This window comes from Litoribrevibacter euphylliae (assembly GCF_042646085.1).
GTDB lineage: Bacteria > Pseudomonadota > Gammaproteobacteria > Pseudomonadales > Litoribrevibacteraceae > Litoribrevibacter > Litoribrevibacter euphylliae.
On the sequence record NZ_JBHRSZ010000004.1, the window covers coordinates 13299 to 32699 of the forward strand.

Annotated in this window: 16 protein-coding genes; 6 read left to right on the forward strand and 10 right to left on the reverse strand. The window is 43.6% G+C overall.

Going from position 1 to position 19401, the window contains the following annotated elements:
• Positions 1 to 6: 6 nt before the first annotated feature.
• Both ACFOEK_RS07625 and ACFOEK_RS07630 read right to left on the reverse strand, forming a co-directional pair.
• On the reverse strand, positions 7 to 1890 hold the full coding sequence (locus tag ACFOEK_RS07625; protein ID WP_386718649.1) for a PAS domain-containing sensor histidine kinase: 1884 nt from the start codon (positions 1888 to 1890) through the stop codon (positions 7 to 9).
• 67 nt (positions 1891 to 1957) lie between these two features.
• A complete protein-coding gene (locus tag ACFOEK_RS07630) occupies positions 1958 to 3781 on the reverse strand; it encodes a M61 family metallopeptidase (protein WP_386718652.1) in 1824 nt (607 codons plus the stop codon).
• 199 nt (positions 3782 to 3980) lie between these two features.
• Between ACFOEK_RS07630 and ACFOEK_RS07635 the strand changes: the two genes are divergently transcribed.
• Entirely contained in the window at positions 3981 to 4247 is a 267-nt protein-coding gene (locus ACFOEK_RS07635) for a late competence development ComFB family protein (RefSeq protein WP_386718655.1), read from the forward strand.
• Positions 4248 to 4261: 14 nt separating this feature from the next.
• Here the strand turns inward: ACFOEK_RS07635 and yfaE are convergent, their stop codons facing one another.
• The 5 genes from yfaE to ACFOEK_RS07660 form a co-directional block, all read right to left on the reverse strand.
• Positions 4262 to 4525, reverse strand: a complete 264-nt coding sequence (gene yfaE / locus ACFOEK_RS07640) for a class I ribonucleotide reductase maintenance protein YfaE (protein WP_386718658.1) — start codon at positions 4523 to 4525, stop codon at positions 4262 to 4264.
• A 30-nt stretch (positions 4526 to 4555) separates the two neighbouring features.
• The gene (gene nrdB, locus ACFOEK_RS07645; RefSeq protein WP_386718661.1) at positions 4556 to 5686 is read right to left on the reverse strand and encodes a class Ia ribonucleoside-diphosphate reductase subunit beta; all 1131 of its coding nucleotides are present in this window, start codon (positions 5684 to 5686) and stop codon (positions 4556 to 4558) included.
• 137 nt (positions 5687 to 5823) lie between these two features.
• Positions 5824 to 8088 (reverse strand): class 1a ribonucleoside-diphosphate reductase subunit alpha, encoded by a 2265-nt coding sequence (gene nrdA / locus ACFOEK_RS07650; RefSeq protein WP_386718664.1) that lies wholly within the window; start codon positions 8086 to 8088, stop codon positions 5824 to 5826.
• 597 nt (positions 8089 to 8685) lie between these two features.
• Positions 8686 to 10263 (reverse strand): ATP-binding protein, encoded by a 1578-nt coding sequence (locus ACFOEK_RS07655; protein ID WP_386718667.1) that lies wholly within the window; start codon positions 10261 to 10263, stop codon positions 8686 to 8688.
• A gap of 138 nt (positions 10264 to 10401) precedes the next feature.
• Positions 10402 to 11130 (reverse strand): response regulator, encoded by a 729-nt coding sequence (locus ACFOEK_RS07660; RefSeq protein ID WP_386718670.1) that lies wholly within the window; start codon positions 11128 to 11130, stop codon positions 10402 to 10404.
• A 225-nt stretch (positions 11131 to 11355) separates the two neighbouring features.
• Here ACFOEK_RS07660 and ACFOEK_RS07665 point away from each other — a divergent pair, with 225 nt between their 5' ends.
• Positions 11356 to 12174, forward strand: coding sequence for a substrate-binding periplasmic protein (locus tag ACFOEK_RS07665; protein WP_386718673.1), 819 nt, complete (start codon positions 11356 to 11358; stop codon positions 12172 to 12174).
• A 3-nt stretch (positions 12175 to 12177) separates the two neighbouring features.
• Here ACFOEK_RS07665 and ACFOEK_RS07670 read toward each other — a convergent pair whose 3' ends face one another.
• On the reverse strand, positions 12178 to 13296 hold the full coding sequence (locus tag ACFOEK_RS07670) for an ABC transporter ATP-binding protein (RefSeq protein WP_386718676.1): 1119 nt from the start codon (positions 13294 to 13296) through the stop codon (positions 12178 to 12180).
• Positions 13297 to 13569: 273 nt separating this feature from the next.
• Between ACFOEK_RS07670 and ACFOEK_RS07675 the strand changes: the two genes are divergently transcribed.
• The gene (locus tag ACFOEK_RS07675) at positions 13570 to 15120 is read left to right on the forward strand and encodes a hydantoinase B/oxoprolinase family protein (protein ID WP_386718679.1); all 1551 of its coding nucleotides are present in this window, start codon (positions 13570 to 13572) and stop codon (positions 15118 to 15120) included.
• A 150-nt stretch (positions 15121 to 15270) separates the two neighbouring features.
• Positions 15271 to 15606 (forward strand): Grx4 family monothiol glutaredoxin, encoded by a 336-nt coding sequence (locus ACFOEK_RS07680; RefSeq protein WP_284379912.1) that lies wholly within the window; start codon positions 15271 to 15273, stop codon positions 15604 to 15606.
• A gap of 63 nt (positions 15607 to 15669) precedes the next feature.
• Here ACFOEK_RS07680 and ACFOEK_RS07685 read toward each other — a convergent pair whose 3' ends face one another.
• The gene (locus ACFOEK_RS07685) at positions 15670 to 16497 is read right to left on the reverse strand and encodes a TonB family protein (protein WP_386718683.1); all 828 of its coding nucleotides are present in this window, start codon (positions 16495 to 16497) and stop codon (positions 15670 to 15672) included.
• A 346-nt stretch (positions 16498 to 16843) separates the two neighbouring features.
• Between ACFOEK_RS07685 and ACFOEK_RS07690 the strand changes: the two genes are divergently transcribed.
• The gene (locus ACFOEK_RS07690; RefSeq protein WP_386718686.1) at positions 16844 to 17446 is read left to right on the forward strand and encodes a peroxiredoxin; all 603 of its coding nucleotides are present in this window, start codon (positions 16844 to 16846) and stop codon (positions 17444 to 17446) included.
• A gap of 120 nt (positions 17447 to 17566) precedes the next feature.
• Here the strand turns inward: ACFOEK_RS07690 and ACFOEK_RS07695 are convergent, their stop codons facing one another.
• A complete protein-coding gene (locus ACFOEK_RS07695; protein ID WP_386718689.1) occupies positions 17567 to 18616 on the reverse strand; it encodes a 1-acyl-sn-glycerol-3-phosphate acyltransferase in 1050 nt (349 codons plus the stop codon).
• Between the two features lie 206 nt (positions 18617 to 18822).
• Here ACFOEK_RS07695 and fabA point away from each other — a divergent pair, with 206 nt between their 5' ends.
• Positions 18823 to 19371, forward strand: a complete 549-nt coding sequence (gene fabA, locus ACFOEK_RS07700; protein ID WP_386718692.1) for a bifunctional 3-hydroxydecanoyl-ACP dehydratase/trans-2-decenoyl-ACP isomerase — start codon at positions 18823 to 18825, stop codon at positions 19369 to 19371.
• Positions 19372 to 19401 lie beyond the last annotated feature (30 nt).

Genomic DNA, 19401 nt, shown 5'->3' on the forward strand with positions numbered 1-19401 from the left:
ATTATTTTATCCTTGAGCCTCATCCGATATTGGTGCAACTTTTGGAATCGTCACAATAAATCTTGTTCCTTTATCTTCGTCACTTTCAAGTGATAAGGTACCGCCCAATATTTTTACAGTAATATTGTGAACCAAGTTTAAACCTAATCCGGTACCACCTTCACCCATTTTGGTTGTGAAGAAGGGATCAAATACCTTTTTCTGAAGGTCCTTAGGAATCCCTTTTCCGTTGTCTTCAAAGATAATTTGAACCTGGCCATCGGGTAACAGTTTTGCATTAATTAGCATAGTTCCCGCTTGATCATCGGTAAAGGCATGATTTACCGCATTTGTGAAAAAGTTCGTAACTACTTGGCCTAAGGGGCCGGGGTAGCTGTCTAAGGAAATGCCTGGTGCAATATCAATGCTGATTGAGTGTCGTGTATGTTTTAATCGAGGCACTAAGGTCGAGATAACTTCTTCTAATACTGTCTTGAGGTTAAACGTCCGTCTTTGAGAACTGGTTTGGTCGGCTGCTACCTGCTTGAAGTTCTGAACCAAATGAACGGCACTGGTTAAGCTGGAGTTGAGCAAAGATGATGCTTCTTCAACGCCGTCAATAAAGGTTACCAAAGAGGACTTCTTAAGTTGTCCGTTGTCGAATTCATCTCGAAAATTTTTAGCGCGATCAAGTAGAGCACTGGATACGGTAACGCTACTGCCAATTGGGGTGTTGATTTCATGTGCAACCCCAGCCACGAGTCGTCCTAGCGAGGCCAGCTTTTCTGTTTGAACTAAGGTGTCTTGAGCCAGTTCCAAGTCTGCTAATGCCTTTTCAGCTCTGTCTCGGGCTTCTTGAATCTTGGCTTCACTGCGTTTGCGCTCACTGATGTCTTGCAGCACGATTACGTGGCCTTGCGCATTACCCTGGGAGTCGAACAAAGGCGCTGATGAATACATCAGCGTCATGCCAATGGTGCTGGTGTTTTGACCTAAGTGTGAGGCGACCGTGAGCTCGCCTTTGATCTGGGTATCTTGAAGGGTTGAATCAAGGGGCAGGTCTTTAATGATGTCCGATAGCGGTTGATTGATAACCTGAAGTTTTTCTATATGTACCAGTTCATTGAACGATGGATTACAGTCCACAATATCTCGGGCTTTATTCAGATAAACAATCGGACTCGGAATGCCGTTAAGTAATGTTCGTTGGAAGCTTAACTGGTCTTGAAGGTTCTTCTCAAACTTCTCCTGAAGGCGTTGAATGGAGTTGTAGGCTTGAATGAAGTGGCCCAGCTCATCTTCGGTTTGCCAATCAAAGTATTCGCGCTGTCCGGTACGCTCAAAGGTTTCAATGGAGTCCATCACTTTACGAATTGGCTTAATGATAGTGACTCCAAAACCAAAGAACACCATCACGGTCAATGTGCCGGATAGGAGAGATAGTAGAAGCAATTGAGTTAGGATATTTTCGTTCAGATCTTTTTGATCAGGTGAAAGATCAAAATGAATTTCCAGTTTTCCCAGTGTATCTGTTTCCAGATCCGCTTCATGAATGATTGAACGCTTACTGACGTAAACATTCTCTGAACTTGGAGGGCATTCTTTATTGAAGTCGAATTCATTGGGACCTAGAACAGATTCGAGACGAATACAGATGACACGCTCTTCTCGACTGATGGTTTCGAGAATGGCTTTTACACTGCTGGATTCCAAATACCAAAGAGGTCGTTCAAGCAATTGTGTGGAACGTGTGATAAAGCGATCAGCTTCGCTTTTAAGAACTCGCTTGGATTCAGATACTGTGGTGAGTGCAAACACCAATACAAACAGGCTGGTGATGAGCAACATTGGAGGTATGGTAATTAGCAGGAATTTTCCCCGTAATGACCGTTTGCTAAACCAATGCTGCATAAATCTTCGAGTCCTTAATTACTATCTTGTCAGTTAAGATTGAGGTTCTTTCTCAGTCTAGTTTATATCAGTGTTTAATCCACTTCTCAGCTTCATTCTCATTTATTATCGATAAATATACGGAAGGTAAAGAAGTTTTTGAGATTTTAATGTCACAGCTCATCAGTTGATCTTGCCTAAAGAAGTGACAAGGGACGTCACTGTTTTCATCGAACTTACTAAGCAGTTTATCGAGGTCTTCTTTACCGACTTTCAACTGATCGATAGCGATGATGACATCGCCTGCTGACAATCCAGCCGCTTGTGCAGGCATATTATCAAGCACCTGAACGATTTCTGCGCCCATTGGGTGTGCTTTACTTCGCAGACCAAAACTGAAGGTGCTCTCCTTGGTAGGCTTTTTTCCGCCCAGATCGGTCAGACTGGCACTTTGATATTCTTCATAGGATACGCCAACGGCTTTAAGTAAATCACTAAGCGGTAAATCTTCGGTGGTGTGTAAAGCTAAGTTCAGATAGTCAGAGACATCAACCGAAGTGACTTCCTGAATTACATCAGGCATTTCGCTTTCGTTAACGCCTCGACCTTCCGATAAGTAGCGTTGCCAAAGGTGTCTCATCACATCGTCTAAGCGGAATTGATGATCGCTCTTAGTTTGTATGAGTAAATCTAGGCCCAATGCGATTAAAGCGCCTTTCACGTAATAGCTGACAATGTGATTTGGCGCGCCTTCATCTTGTTTATAAAAACGTGTCCAGGTGTCAAAGCTGGAATCGGCAACCGTTTGACGAAAACGGCCGTTTTGGCGGATTACACGCGTAATATCTTGTCCTAAACATTCAAGGTAACTTTCATTGGAAATAACGCCACTTCGAGCAAGGAACAAGTTATCAAAGTAAGAGGTTACTCCTTCAAATAGCCACATTAAGTTGGTATGAACTTCTTGGGTCAGGTCGTATGGTAAAAACTTCTGTGGTTTGATGCGCTTTACATTCCAGGTATGGAAGTATTCATGACTGCACAGACCTAAGTAAGTTCGATAACCGTCAGTTATTTCTTTGTCATTCTTATGAGGTAAGTCGGAGCGGTTGGCGATCAGACTGGTCGATGCTCTGTGTTCCAAACCGCCATAGCCTTGATCTACCACTAAGGTCATGAACAGGTAGTAGTCCATCGGCGCTGGTGTACCAAAGAAATTGATTTGATATTCACAAATGATTTTCAAATCACGACAGAGGCGATCCATGTCTGCATAGTGTTTTCCAACTAGTACGACATCATGCTGTACTCCGCAAGCCTCAAAGCTGGCCAGGGTGAAGTCAGAGATTTCTACAGGGTGATCAATCAAATCATCGTAGTTATCCGCATGATAAAGACCAAATTCATAGCGCCCATGATCCACAGGTTTTAGTGACGTGGCGACTTTCCACTCTGAACTTTCTTTAAAGCTTGGTTTGATGATATTCAGTGAACAAGGTTGTGATTCTTGCCCGAGCACTTCAAGGAATAAACTGGTGCCGTTGAAATAGGCGTGTGTTTGATCAAAGTGAGCGCTACGCACGGATAAATCCCATGCATAAACAGGATAACTGATTCGTGTGGGTTGCCCTTGGGTATGAATAATCCAAGTTGATTTGTCTTTTTTCTCTGCTTTTAGCGGTGCTTGCGTGCTGGTGTTGATGGCATGTAATTCAACAATGTTCTTGGCAAAATCACGGATCATGTAACTGCCTGGTATCCATGCAGGCAAACGAATTTCTTGTTGTTGAGCTGGAGCGTCGATGTCTAGGTGAACCAAGTAACGATGGGCATAAGGTTCGGCAAGCTCAACGGTATAACGTATGGCATAGGAAGAGGGTGTTTCGTTAGACGATGCAGTTGCATGGGACATGATGATAAGACCGTAACATTTTTAATAATCAATGAGTTATGAACGTTTTATAAGTTCTGCATGGTTTTTTCAAGCCATTTGCTAAACTTCATCTATAAACTTTAGACATAGATTAAAAAGTCAGCGTGTAAAGTAGCTTATTTATTCGGTTATTTTCTCGTTGGTTTGAATGAAACGATGGCAGAAGGAATGGGTTGCTATGAGTCTAACAGACCAAATTCAGAACTATGTAGAAACGCTTGTTGAAGAAAAAATATACGAGAAGCTCGGTGCGGATGCAGATATGGATACCATGATTGATATTGCCTGTGTGGCTCTCAATCAGCTTCCGGCTAGATACATTCGTTATGCAGTTGATTTGGTCTTTTATATGCAGCCAGAAGAGCGTCAAAAACTGTTTGATGACGTAGAGGCCAGTGTGTCAGAAGCGATTGCTTACGTTGAAAACCATAAACGCCAAGCTTGATGGTAGGCGTTTTTTTACAAGGGGCGCTCTAGCTTGATGTCTGTTAGAGCTCTGGAACAGCAAGTTACGATTTCGTTTTCCTTTAAAAAGGCCAGGGGTGGCTCTTGATATTCCACCCGGCCTTCCAGCAGCTTTACGCGGCAGGCTCCGCAATACCCAGAACGGCATTGATATTCAATACGAATATCATGCTCTTCCAGGCTGTCTAGGATAGGTCGTGATTTTGGTGCATAGATAGGCATTAAATCATCAACTTGAACCTTCACTTCATCAGACACGTAAGTCTACTCTTATCTCTGGTATGAAGGTTAAAGATCGAAATCATCAAAGTCGTCGGCGGAAATAGCACTGTCCACCTGGCCAACTAGGTAAGAACTGATTTCAGACTCTTGAGGTGCTACCTGAACGTTGTCGCTGACTAACCAGGCATTCATCCATGGTAGAGGGTTTGATTTCACTTCAAATGGTGATGTTAGACCAACCGCTTGCATACGAATAGAAGTGATGTATTCAACGTACTGGCACAAAATGGCTTTGTTTAGGCCGATCATAGAGCCATCTTTAAACAGGTATTCCGCCCATTCTTTTTCCTGTTCCGCTGCGTCGATGAAGATTTGAGTTGCTTCTTGTTTACACTCTTCTGCGACTTTTGCCATTTCAGCATCATCTTGACCGCTAGCCATGATGTTCAACATGTGTTGTGTGCCGGTTAAGTGAAGCGCTTCGTCTCGGGCAATTAATTTAATGACTTTAGCGTTGCCTTCCATCAGTGCGCGTTCTGCAAACGCAAAGCTACATGCGAAGCTCACATAGAAGCGAATGGCTTCTAGCACGTTGATGGAAACCAGGCACAGATAAAGGCGTTTCTTTAACTCGAAACTGGTGATTTCAATCGTTTCACCATTGATTTGATGAGTGCCAATGCCGTGCATGATGTAGTGATTCATGTATTCAATGAAGCAGTCATAGTATTTACTGACGCTGTCTGCACGCTTCTGGATTTCTTCGTTTTTAACAATGTCGTCGAATACTTCAGAAGGGTTAGCCTTGATGTTACGGATAATGTGAGTGTAACTGCGGCTATGAATTGTTTCACTGAAAGCCCAGGTTTCGATCCAAGTTTCCAGTTCTGGTAACGAACAGACAGGCAGTAGAGCTACGTTCGGTGAGCGCCCTTGGATACTGTCCAACAGCGTTTGATACTTTAAGTTGCTGAGGAAAATGTGTTGCTCGTGCTCAGCTAAGTCTTGGAAATCCTTGCGGTCTTTTGACAGATCAACCTCTTCAGGGCGCCAAAAGAAAGACAGTTGTTTTTCAATTAACTGTTCGAAGATAGGGTATTTTTGTTGGTCGTAACGAGCAACGTTAACCGTCTCACCAAAGAACATAGGTTCTTTTAAAGGGTTGTAAGATTTTCTGTTAAAAGTAGTGTACTGCATCAGCTGTTATCCGGATCTACAAGACGTTCGTTATGTTCGTAAAGCGAGTGTTATGTTTAATATAAACAGTGTTCTCAAAAAAGGACTGTAATTACAGTCCTTTTAAGTTGGTCATTCCAATGGGGCTTATGAGACTATTAAATCTTACAAGCGCCGCCTTCACAACCATCGTCTCCGCTGTTGTCGCTCGCGCCGTCGCGGGTGTTGTGGTAGTAAAGTGTTTTAACCCCTAGCTTATAAGCTGCCAGGATGTCTTTCAAAATGGTCTTTACAGGTACTTTGCCATCCGGGAATTTAGATGGATCATAGTTTGTGTTAGCCGAGATCGCCTGATCCACAAACTTCTGCATAAGACCAACAGCTTGAAGGTATCCGTCGTTGCTTGGGATATCCCAAAGCAATTCATATTCGTGACGGTGGTTATCAATGTCTGGTACCACTTGTTTCAGAATACCATCTTTACTTGCTTTAATACTGATTAAGCCGCGTGGTGGCTCAATACCGTTAGTTGCATTACTGATCTGAGAAGAGGTTTCGGAAGGCATTAATGCCGTCAAGGTGCTGTTTCTTAGACCGTGCGTTGTAATGTCAGTACGTAGCGTTTCCCAATCCAAGTGCAATGGCTCATCACAAATGTCGTCGAGCTCTTTACGATACGTATCAATTGGCAGAATGCCTTGTGAATAGGTTGTTTCATTGAACTTTTCACAAGCACCTTGCTCTTTTGCCAGGTTATTTGATGCTTTCAATAGATAGTATTGAATGGCTTCAAACGTTTTGTGTGTTAGTCGGTTAGCAGAGCCATCCGAGTAACGCTTATAGTTCTTCGCAAGGTAGTAAGCGTAGTTAATAACGCCAACGCCTAATGTACGACGGCTCAGGCTGGCAATTTCGGCTGCTTTGATTGGGTAATCCTGATAGCTAAGCAAGCTGTCCAGTGCTCGTACGATCAAGTCAGACAGTTCTTCCAGTTCGTCCAAATTCTCAAGTGTACCCAGGTTGAACGCAGCCAGTGTGCAAAGCGCAATTTCGCCGTTTTCATCGTCGACCGAATTCAAAGGCTTGGTTGGTAGCGCAATTTCTAGGCACAAGTTACTTTGACGAATCGGTGCATATTCAGGGTTGAATGGGCTGTGTGTATTACAGTGATCCACATTCTGAAGATAAATACGGCCTGTGCTTGCGCGTTCTTGAGCAAATAATGAGAAGAGCTCAATAGCAGGAACCGTCTTCTTACGAATAGATTCGTCGGCTTCGTACTTAACATAAAGCTCTTCGAACTTTTCTTGATTTTCGAAGAAAGCATCATACAAGCCTGGAACGTCTGACGGGCTGAACAAGGTAATGTTGCCGCCTTTGATCAAACGCTGATACATCATGCGGTTGAATTGAACGCCGTAGTCCATGTGGCGAACACGGTTTTCTTCAACGCCTCGGTTGTTTTTCAGAACCAACAGCGATTCAACTTCCAAGTGCCAAATTGGGTAGAACAGAGTAGCTGCACCACCGCGAACACCACCTTGAGAACAGCTCTTTACGGCTGTCTGGAAATGCTTGTAGAAAGGAATACAGCCTGTATGGAAGGCTTCACCACCACGGATTGGGCTACCTAGCGCGCGAATACGACCCGCGTTGATGCCGATACCAGCTCGCTGACTGACGTATTTAACGATTGAAGATGCCGTCGCGTTGATGGAATCCAAAGAGTCGCCAGTCTCAATCAATACACATGAGCTGAACTGACGAGTAGGTGTGCGTACTCCGGCCATGATTGGCGTTGGTAATGACAACTTAAACTGGGAAACGGCATCGTAGAAACGCTTGATGAAGTCTAAGCGACGCTCTTTGTCATAGCTGGCAAATAGGCAGGCGCCAATCAAAATGTATAAAATCTGAGGGCTCTCAAAGATTTCGCCAGTAACACGGTTCTGAACCAGATATTTACCTTCAAGCTGCTTAACCGCAGCGTAACTGAAGTTCATATCGCGATCATGAACCAAGAAATCGTTCATTTGATCGAACTCTTCTTCGCTGTAGTCTTCCAGTAAGTGTTTGTCGTAACGACCAGCCTCAACCATTTCAACAACATGACTGAACAAGCGTGGTGGCTCAAACTTACCGAATGCTTTTTTACGAAGGTGGAAAATATTCAAACGCGCAGCAAGGTATTGATAGTCAGGTGTGTCCTGAGAAATCAAATCGGCTGCGGACTTAATTAAAGTTTCATGAATGTCTTCGGTTTTAATGCCTTCGAAAAACTGAATGTGAGATTTTAATTCCACTTCAGAGACTGATACGTTATTCAGTCCTTTTGCTGCCCACTCAACAACCTTGTGGATTTTGTCCAAATCAATTGATTCAGTACGTCCATCTCGTTTAGTAACCGAAAAATTTTTATTCATGAAGGATGACCTGCCTGCTTCCTTATTATGGTCTTTTGGAAGAACTACTTTCCCTACCTATACGGCGTTACTTATATAACAGATCCGCAAAAACTAAATGCACTATTTGTGGTACTGAGTCCCCTATGTGGTGCACAAGATATAGGGTTAAATGAATGTTAGATGACACAAGATAGAGCGTTAAAAGTGTAATTTCAAGGATTGACATTAGTCGCCAAAATGTGCCTTTTTTACAAGTCTTGGGGGCGGTATTCGACGTAAGCCAGAGCTGATGCGGGGTGGCTGATAAAGACCTTGTGAAAGTTCAGGGATTAAAGATTTTATTGATTTTTTCTATGGTTTTTCTTGAAGGCTTTAGCGGGAAATTATGGACAAAAAAAAGGAACTCAAATGAGTTCCTTAAATTCAGAGATAAATACGAAAAGGGTAGAACTAAATGTTCTAACTACAACCTCTCTGTATTCGTGAATCAATCTGCCTAGAGAACTACTGTTCAACGAATACATGATCTATTTTGGTTGAAAACCCTTTAAGCGTCTGTTGTTGGTTTGTGAGAGTGCTGTAACAGACTGTAAGCTGGTGAGAAGTGTGTCTCACTTATGGTTGTTCTCTAGGCCAGATCAGGCTGAACTTGGCCCCCTGGAGTTTTTTACTGCGCCCAATCATGGCTTTGCCGCCGTGCCAATAAGTAATTCGGCGAACGATGGATAGCCCTAAGCCATAACCTCCTGACGCTCGAGTACGACTGTCATCCAAACGAGCAAAAGGTGTAAACACTCGATCCCATTCTTTTTCAGGAATGCCTGGGCCGTCGTCTTCAACATCAACACGGCAGGTGTCTTTGGTGAGATGACAATTAACAAAGACTTCTGATTTGGCATAACGGCGAGCGTTACCAACCAGATTTTGAATGGCTCGATGAATGTATCGCTCTTCGAACTCTGAGGTTGTGTTTTTAGTGTCACAGCTGAATTGATAGTCGATGGTCAGGTGGCTATCTGCTAGGGCCTGTTGCTCGGTGCAGACTTGCTCAACAATGTCTTCCAACTTGAGTTTCTGGAACTCGATGATCGGGCCGCCTTCTTCTAATCTAGCGTAAGTCAGAATCTCATCAATCAGATCGTCTAATTCTTGAATATCATTGTCGATGGCTTGCAGTTGGTTGCTCATCGAAGGGTCATCCGAGAAGTCTTCGATCATTTGAACGCCAAAGCGAATTCGAGCAACAGGAGTTCGTAGCTCGTGGGAAACCGCTCGAATCATTTCGCGTTGGATGCTCAGTAGGCGTTCAATGTGCTCAGCCATGGTATTGAAGGCTTCCGCCATGCGCCCCAATGCGCCCTGGTCTTGTTGATCAATTCGGGTGTTTAAGTCGCCGCGCGAAATCTTATAAGAGGCATGCTCGATTTTTCGGAATTTACTGTTCAGTTTTTTAACCTGGAAGTAGAGCACCAGTCCTAAGGTACAGAAGGCAACAATAATAACGATGATCGCAGGTAGTAGCGGGAAGTCGGCTTCCAAAGGAATAGGCCCCACGCTGATGACTTTATCTTGATATGGGATGTTGACGAACAGCGAGTTCTTCGCGCAGTAATCATGTGAGCAGACTTGATAGTGGGCGATGGGCGTTCCGGACAGATCGGTTTGTTGACGTTCTTTATCGGCTGTTGAAATGTTAATAGCAAAGCTTGTTAATTCTCTGAGCTGCGCCAGTGCTGCGTCAAAGCTTTCTGACTGCGCTACAAAACGTTTCATGAGTTTTGGAAGTGCATGTGTGAACGTGTAGGACGGGTTATTTAGCGTCACTTCCAGGATTTCATCCTCCAGTGTATCTAGACGAATAAAGGCTTTGAGTTGTCCGTGCTCAGTAAATTCATAATAGGTAAAGCCTCTTCTTAATCGCTCTTTGATGCGATCACTAAATTGAGTGCTTTCATATTCTGTGGTGGTAAATGTGGCGCCGGGAAAGTGGGTTTGAGAGGCACTTAGTAATTGATCGGAATCTTGTTGGAAGGCCAGTTTTGCCAAGGCTAATGGTGCGGCTGAAATCGTTTCCACGTGACGAACTTGATTCACGAAGTTGATGGCGTAGATGGAAACAAATGACAAGCCGAATAGGGCAATCGAGGCGACTATCAGAGTCACGTATAGTTTGAAGAAGAGGCTTTTAAACACGAGCTATACCTGAACTGTGGAATGGATCAGTGCTGTGAACGAGACAGGTTCAACAGGGTTATAGTTATTTTTGAAGTTTATCGTTTGGACGAGGGAAAATAATTCGTCTAAGTATGAAATGAAAAAGGGTAGGAAAACCTACCCTTCGATGTCTTTGACGAATAAATACCCTTTACTGCGAACTGTTTTAATTCGTCTTGGGTGCATAGGATCATCGCCAACTTTAGGTCGAATTCTGGATACTCGAACATCAATAGAACGGTCTTGGCCGTCGTATTCGATGCCTCGTAGCGCGGTGAAGATTTCTTCACGGCTTAGTACCGTGCCAGCATTGCTTGCCAGTAACCAAAGTAAATCAAATTCGGCACTGGTGAGGTCGATGCTTTCTTCAGCAAGCCAGGCTTCTCGCATAGCGCTATCGATTACCAGCTCGCCAAACTCAAGGCGTGTTAGTTGTTCGCTGGCTGGTTCAGGAGTGCTGTCGGTGGTTGGTTGATGTGTTCTGCGGAGTAAGGCTTGTATGCGCGCCAGTAATACTCGAGGACGTACAGGTTTAGCGACGTAATCGTCGGCACCCATTTCCAGGCCAAGTACTTGGTCCAAGTCATCTGTGCGAGCAGTCAACATCAGAATCGGGCCTTTGTATTTAGGGCGAACCAAGCGACATACTGCGATGCCATCTTCACCAGGAAGCATAAGGTCTAATACGACCAAATCTGGTTGCTCATTGATAATGCGGTCAATGGCTTTTGCACCATCACCTTCAATGCTGACCTGAAGACCATTATTTTCAAGATAGTCTTTAGTAAGGCCTGCCAGACGTTCATCGTCCTCGACGATTAAAATATTTGGAGTATGGGTATCCATATTTCTTATTGTTACCAAACGCTTAATTGTTTTTCGTTATAGTTCTCACAGTGTCTAATTCAAGTCTTTTTATGTAATTATTTCAAGTTATTAGTTTGATATTTTAAAAAAACACTGAATGTTGAATAGAAAACTCTTCTATTTTCGTCAAAGGCTTCTATTTTTAATTTAGTTTTTATCAAAAAGTTGTTTTTCCATGAGTTGTTTTACCATGGGTTGTTTTTCATGAAGAGTACATTGATACAGAACTGTTGGATTTCTTTGGCTATCGTTATTTTTAGCTCAGTTTCCCAATCGCTTTTTGCCGGTGAAGTACATGGCAATGCACGGCCTTCTTTAGTTTTCGCATTTCAAGATACGGACAATTATCCTTTTCAGGTGGGTAATGGTGCTGATATTCGCGAGAAACGACCGGGTATAGCTGTAGATCAGATCAGAGAAGTTGCGAGTCGCTTGAATCTTGATATAGAGCTTGTGCGAGTACCATGGAAACGTGGCTTAGTCATGCTTAAAAAAGGACGGATAGATGGTTTGTTTAGTGCCAGCTATCAGAAAGCTCGTCGACAATATGGGCGTTATCCGTTTGACGGAGAAAAGGAAAGCAGTGAGCTGCGTAGCTATTCAAACAGTTATTCGCTTTTCATTCATAAAGACAGTGGAATATCCTGGGACGGCACTTCCTTTAATCGCCAAGAGTTTCGAGTTTTTGTTCCTTTGGGCTTTTCCATTGCAAACGACTTAAAAAAGCATGGACTGTTGGTTAATGAGTCTTCTGATGTGTTGCCATTTCTGAAGATGTTGTCAAAAAACCGAGTTGATGCTGTAGCGCTATTAACGCCTTCAGGCCAGAGTTATCTATCAAAGCATAAGGATGAGTTGAGTTCGGTTAGAATGCTGCCAACGCCCTTGGTGAACAAGGATTATTACCTGATGTTGTCGCATCAGTTTGTTGCGAAAGATGCGCCCTTAGCGTCACAGATTTGGGCGACCATTGCTGCAGTACGTGATGATCCGGTATTTCATGAACGCTTCTCGTTGTATTGATGCTTACGCCGTTTCCTTAGAAAACGTAATAATGTGGTCAGCAGAGAAGCGAATGCCCACTCGATCACCCACTTCAAAGTTCAAATGGCTGGATAAGAGTGTTGATACTCTTTGTTTGGACGGCAGTTCAAGGTCGTAAAAACAGGAAGCGCCGAGGAAGTGTTTTTGGGTTACTTTTGCGTGTAGCGGACTGTCAGAGGCAAAGACGATATCTTCGGGGCGTACAAGTAAGTCAACTTCTTCCCCTACGGAGTGAAGCAGCGGATGAGGTGAGGACGCCAACCCAAGTTCAGACGATACGCCGTGACTGCTTTCAATCTTCGCCGGTATTAGGCAGCCTTTTCCAATAAAACTTGCGATTTGGCGATTAGCAGGTTCATGGTAAAGATCGTATGGCGTACCCCATTGCTGGATTTTACCTTTCATCATGATGCCGATTTTGTCTGCAACGGTGAAGGCTTCTTCCTGATCATGAGTCACTAGGATGGCACTGGTGTTTTGTGCTTTCAGAATCTCACGAACCTCAAGGCTCAATGAACGACGCAGTTCCGTGTCCAGATTGGAAAACGGTTCATCTAACAGGATTAACTTTGGACTTGGTGCCAGTGCTCGTGCCAGCGCAATTCGTTGTTGCTGACCGCCTGATAGTTCATGAGGAAAACGATTGGCCAGTTCTTTTAATTGGACAATATCGAGCATTTCTAATGCTTTCGATTCCGTATTCTTATCTTTTTTATTGAGCCCAAAAAGGACGTTGTCGAGTACTGAAAGATGAGGGAAGAGAGCATAATCCTGGAATACCATGCCCACGTTGCGCGTTTCCGGTGGTTGCGACAGGGTTGGACTAGCTATTAATTTACCATCAACTTTGATCTCGCCTTGATCGATGTTTTGGAAGCCGGCAATGGTTCTTAAAATGGTGGTCTTACCGCACCCAGACGGCCCAAGTAAACAACCGATTTCTCCAGGATGCAGAGTGAAGCTGGCGGACTGAACCACTGGGGTCTTTTCGTATTTGCAATGCAAATCACTGATGCTAAGAACATCGGTTGTGGAAAAACTGCTATCGAGATGTTCTTCAACGGCTAATTTACGTTCGACCGGTGATTTAGACGCGTGCATAAAACTGAGACCTGAAGTGGTGTTCGATCAAGATGATCAATACTTAGATAAGAATATAGGCATTTTATAATGCTTTTGCGAATAGTAAATATTATCGTTTGTTTTTCTCTCATGGGTTTGTGCTAAATCAGTATCATTTGACTCATTGCTGTTAAAGATTGGCGATATTCATTGGCTATTCGCAATGTGGGCGCTAGTATTCCTCCCCAAAGTATCAATGTCATATTCTTAAGTGATAATGAATCAGTGTAGAAGAGATAAGAGGGCGCGTTTGTGGATCCGATTGAACTAGGGATATTAGTCAGTAGATTTGAATCCATCTGTGAAGAAATGGGCGCGATTTTGCAGCAATCCTCGTTTTCTCCGAACATTAAAGATCGGATGGATTTCTCTTGTGCCCTGTTTGATGCCGACGGTGGTTTGTTAGCTCAAGCAGCTCATATTCCCGTACATCTTGGCAGCATGGCGTATGCTATGAAAGATATTGTGAGTCAGGTGGATTGGCAGTCCGGTGATGTTTTGGTTCTGAATAATCCATACATGGGCGGGACGCATTTACCGGACGTTACTATGGTTGCGCCGTTCTTTTATGAAGGACAGGTACAAGCCTTTATTGCTAATCGTGCTCATCACGCCAATATCGGTGCTGAAGCGCCAGGTTCCATGCCGCTATCTACTCACATCGATCAAGAAGGTATCTTGATTGATCCTGTGAAATTAGTCGTCAACGGTCAAATGGATGAAGCTTTGCTGACAAAGATTAGTTCAGGCAATGCGCTATCTCGTGGTGATTTTTTAGCTCAGCTTGGATCGGTGCGTGCCGGTCTTGATCGTTTTTCTCATCTGGTAAATAAAATGAGTGTTGATGAGCTTCAGCAGGCTGTGTTCTCTTTGAACGCTTATGGTGAGAAGTTGGCGTTAGCAGCGTTTCAGCAAATACCCGATGGCGATTATGACGCATGTGATTATTTGGATGGCGATGGTATTCATCAGGATGACAACCATCATATTCAGATTCAATTAAAGATCACGTCAAAGAATGGTCGATTGATTTTTGATTTTGAGGGAACAGATCCTCAAGTTCAGGGAAATGTGAATTGTCCGTTGTCGGTTGCCGCTGCGTCGGTGTTTTACGTATTGCGGTGTTTGATGCCTGATCAGGCGCCGAGTTGTGATGGTGTATTTCGAACCTTTGAAATCAAAGCGCCAAAAGGTTCTCTGCTAAATGCAAACTACCCATCTGCGGTTGCAGCCGGAAATGTGGAAACCTCCATGCGCGTTGTGGATGTTGTGATGAAGGCTTTATCACACGCATTACCTGAGCGAATCAGTGCTGCCAGCCATGGTTCTATGAATAATGTGGCAATGGGATCGCGAAACTCTGAGATGGTAGGGCAGTGGGATTATTACGAAACCATTGGTGGTGGGCTAGGCGCCAGTGCTTCAGCCAATGGCTTATCTGCCGTTCAGGCTCATATGACCAATACGTCTAACACACCCGTAGAAAGTCTCGAACTTCATTATCCTATTCGCGTCTTAAAGTATGCAATTCGAGAAGGCAGTGGCGGAAAAGGTGCCTTTTCTGGAGGTGACGGTATTGAACGTTGTTATCAGTTTAAAGAGGCTGCTCAAGTGACTCTGCTAACAGAACGTCGTGAACTGGCTCCTTATGGATTGGCTAAGGGTGAAGCCGCTGAGAAAGGGCTGAATCAACTGAATGATGAGGTGCTGCCAGGAAAGTGCTCGATAACCGTTAAGCCGAATGATCGATTAACAATCATGACAGCTGGTGGCGGTGGCTATGGTTCCCTTGAGAAACAATAGAAGTGCCATTGAGTCAACTTATTGTATTTTATCTGAGCGTTTTAGTAGGAATTGAATTCAATAGTCGTTAAAATGCGGCTATCTAACTAACAAAGCTTTGTTTCTGTGCCGGAACAAAGCCAGATTTATGAAATAACCGGTGAGGTAGTGATGTCTGATACTATTGAGCGCATTAAGCAACAAATCTCTGAAAATCCAATTCTTCTTTACATGAAAGGCAGCCCAAAACTACCTCAATGTGGTTTTTCTTCTCAAGCGTCTCAAGCTGTTATGGCTTGTGGTGAGCGTTTTGCGTTTGTGGATATTCTTCAAAATCCGGACATCCGTGCAGAACTGCCAAAATACGCAAACTGGCCAACGTTCCCACAGCTATGGATCAACGGTGAGTTGATTGGTGGTTGTGACATCATCGTTGAGATGTACCAGAAAGGTGAACTGAAGCCTTTGATTGAAGAAGCAGCGAAAGCCGCGGCGCAAGATTCTTAATTAAACCTTTACACGTTTGATTAGATAGTTAAAAAGGCGATGTCAGCAATGGCATCGCCTTTTTTATTCATCAAAAAAACTTAGAGGGATATTCATGGTGTACTCTTTACCCTCGATGTTTTCAGGTATCGGGGGCAAGGGGCTAGCTAGTAGTACTTTTTGCTTTATTGCCTGATCGACTTCGTTGTTACCACTGCTCGATACGACCGATGCGAAAATAATCGTACCATTTCTCCACCAGGTTGCTTTTATAGTGATGGGATCTAATTTTTCTCCTGGCGTTGTGGTTACTTTTAGAGCTTGCTTATTTATAACCCACGCAAGGACTTGTGCCTCGTACTCTTGAGTTGCTGTTAGTTCTGGAGTTTCAACTTCTTCACTTTTAACGGACTTTTGGCTACCTGCATCTGATCTTTTCTTGGCTTCTTTTTCTTGTGATGCTCTCAACTCGGAAATTTTTATATCTTCATCTTGTTCAACCGGTTTAGGTTGTTCCTCAGTGTCTCTGTCTTTATGTCCTTGTACCTCTTGAGGTGGTCGCTTGTTGGTCTGTATGGTTTTGGTGTTTAAGTGATGGGTAGAAATCTCATCCGCTTCTATTGAAGGAGGTTTGGGCGTTTGAATGTTTACTTTAGCTGAACTGGATTTTTCTCGTGATTTAACGTTTTCTGAACCAGCTTGATCCTTTTTTTCAAGCGTTTTGGATTCTTCCAAATGTTCGTTCTCTTTTTTAGATTCTTTACTGGCAACGGATTCTAGGTCGCCTTTAACATCTTTTTGAAGTGCTTCTCGGGTATTTATGTTTGCTTGATGTGTGTTTAGCTGAACCTCAACCGAATAGGTAGGTTCTTTTAACGGAATCGGGATAATCTCAGGCGTTGGATACAGCACGACAATATGCCCTGCTAGAGCAAGGAGTAAGGTAAGGGTGAGTCGAAGGTGGCTCTTACGCATCCCGGGTAGTCGATTCGTGAACAGTAGTTTCGAGTGTACCAGTTTCAAACCACATGAAAACAGCTAATACGTTGATTTGTTTATTAAATAGTCAAAGTTAATGCGGTTGTCGAGTTGATAGTTTTTATTTATCGGTGCGATAGGAAAAATTAACTAATCTGTTGGGTAGGATTCTAAATATCGCGCGTGTATGATTGATTCACTTTCGATATAGGTGCCCAAATCCCTCTTGATAAGGCACTCCGTTTTTATCGCATTACTTTCATTTTTAAGGAGCAACGCAATGAGCGTATTAGTTGGCAAGAAAGCCCCAGACTTCACAGTTCCAGCCGTTCTTGGTTCTGGTGAAATTGTAGATTCTTTCACTCTTTCAGAAGCAATCAAAGGTAAGTACGGTCTAGTATTTTTCTATCCTCTAGACTTCACTTTCGTATGTCCTTCTGAGCTTTTGGCTCTTGACCACCGTATGGACAAATTCAAAGAGCTAGGTGTTGAAGTTATCGGTGTTTCTATCGATTCTCACTTCACTCACAACGCTTGGAGAAACACTCCTGTAAATGAAGGCGGTATCGGTGCTGTTAAGTACACGCTAGCGGCTGACATGACTCACGAAATCTGTAAAGCATACGACGTTGAGTCTGAAGGTGGTGTTGCATTCCGTGGTGCTTTCCTAATCGACAAAGAAGGTAACGTTCGTTCTCAAATCGTTAACGATCTACCACTAGGTCGTAACATGGACGAGCTAGTTCGTCTAGTTGAAGCGCTTCAGTTCCACGAAGAGCACGGTGAAGTTTGCCCAGCTGGTTGGAACAAAGGTGACAAAGGTATGGATGCTTCTCCTGAAGGTGTGGCTAAGTACCTATCTGAAGAAGCTGACAAGCTTTAATTTGAAGCTATTGCGCTAACTGAGTTGTTGTTAAAAACTCAGTTGCGCTCATGATGCTTCTGAAATCTGAGGTCATGATGTGATCTTGGATTAAAAAGAGCCTCTTAGGAGGCTCTTTTTTTATGCTTGTCTATTTTTGATATGACGATAGCTGTTTGCGTAGCTTTGAATGAGTTGATTTCGAGCAGCAACAGGCAGAGGTTGGGTGCGCTCTTTGATCTGTTGGGCTGTTGTGTTGAGGTGTTCAGGCACGGTTGTTTTATTTACAAGATGGTAGGCGGTTTGGTGGGTGTCGAACAACTGATAGTGTTGATGGATATGTTCATCCACTTGTTGTGTAACATTCTCAATGTCGTCAGAAGGTTTGAGTGGCGCCCCAAAGTGAAGTTCTACCTGCCCTTGGCATCGGTCTAAGCTATCAATCAAATGTTCCATGGTATCGGTACGTGTTGCGGTGGAATATTCACTGCCCGACAGGCCTTTCAAGTAGGTTTCTAAGGCTTTGTGGGTATCGGATGGGTCCCATTGATAGCTGATGGCGACCGGGATAATGGATTGTTGAGATAAGAACTCTGCTTGTGACTGGCCTTTGTTTTTGGCCATGGTCAGCATTTTTAGCACTGCAGGATTCGTTTGATCAATGCCGTTCTTTGCTCGACCTTCTCGTTGAGCAATCCAGATATTATTGCTTTCTAAAGAGCGTTGAATTTGGTTACTCAATTTTTTGAGTGTAACGAACTTCTGTTTTAGTGGCATGTTGCCGCGAGGCACTTCCAGGCAACCCGCCAATTTCATTAAAGTCGCCATTGAGGGCTCTTCGGTCAGGTTACTGCCAATGGTACTACGCGCGGCTGAATATCCATGAGTAAGCAAGGCATGATTGACCAGCACCGGGTCCAATAAAATATCTCGATGGTTACTGACGAAGATATGGTGTCTGTTTTTACTTAATGCTTCTAATCCCGATACCCGAATAGCTTCGAATCGACGTTTTACCCAATGACTAAAGAACACCATGAATGCGGTAACGTCGGATGGTATGTCGTCGGACGATGTATTGTCGTGGTATTTAATTTGTAAGTGTTGAAGTAACTCTTGGACTTGAAAAGAATTGCTTTGGCTACGAATGGGGTGGGTTGATTGTTCTGCATGAAAAGCCGTTGATTGCATCTGAATGTACCGATAACTGACTGATAATAAATGTGAAAAATTGTGATAACCAGATAGTAAAAGGTATCGCTGATTGAGCCTATAGCAGAAATGAAGGTTGATTCGAGATGTCAAATGGTTGAGTCCATGAGTCAAGCGAAGAGGTGCCTAGCTGACTTAAAGTAGCCAACATCAAATGATTCAGGCTTTAGTGAAAGGAGGCCGACATGCTACAGGCAGTTATTCCCCAAGAGCGTTTTAACAAGGAAGTAATTTCAAAAGACAGCTTAACCAAAGAAGAGTTAAGTGCATCCATCCTCACTCAAGAGAATGATTCGTTGGGCGACTTCAAAATGATGTTGCCACAAGGCGAGATGCAATTGCTTGATCGCGTTGTGCATCTAAGTAAAGACGGTGGTAATTACGGACGCGGCGAAGTGATTGCAGAGTTCGATATCCACCCGGACCTATGGTTTTTTAAATGCCACTTTCCAGGCGATCCTATTATGCCTGGATGTCTTGGCATTGATGCGCTATGGCAGACCTTGGGTGTGTTCCTTGCGTGGCAGGGACATTCAGGAAAATGTCGTGCTTTAGGTGTGAGTGATGTGAAGTTTGGTGGTGAAATCCTGCCGGACACCAAAAAGGTTCAATTTCATGTTCACGTAAAGCGCATCATACAGCGCGGTATGACTCTAGCACTAGGTGATGGCGTTGTATTGGCTGACGGCCAAGAAATTTACAGCGCTAAAAACTTAAAAGCGGCTCTTATTTAACGCGTTCAGTACGTAATCCTATAACCCTGC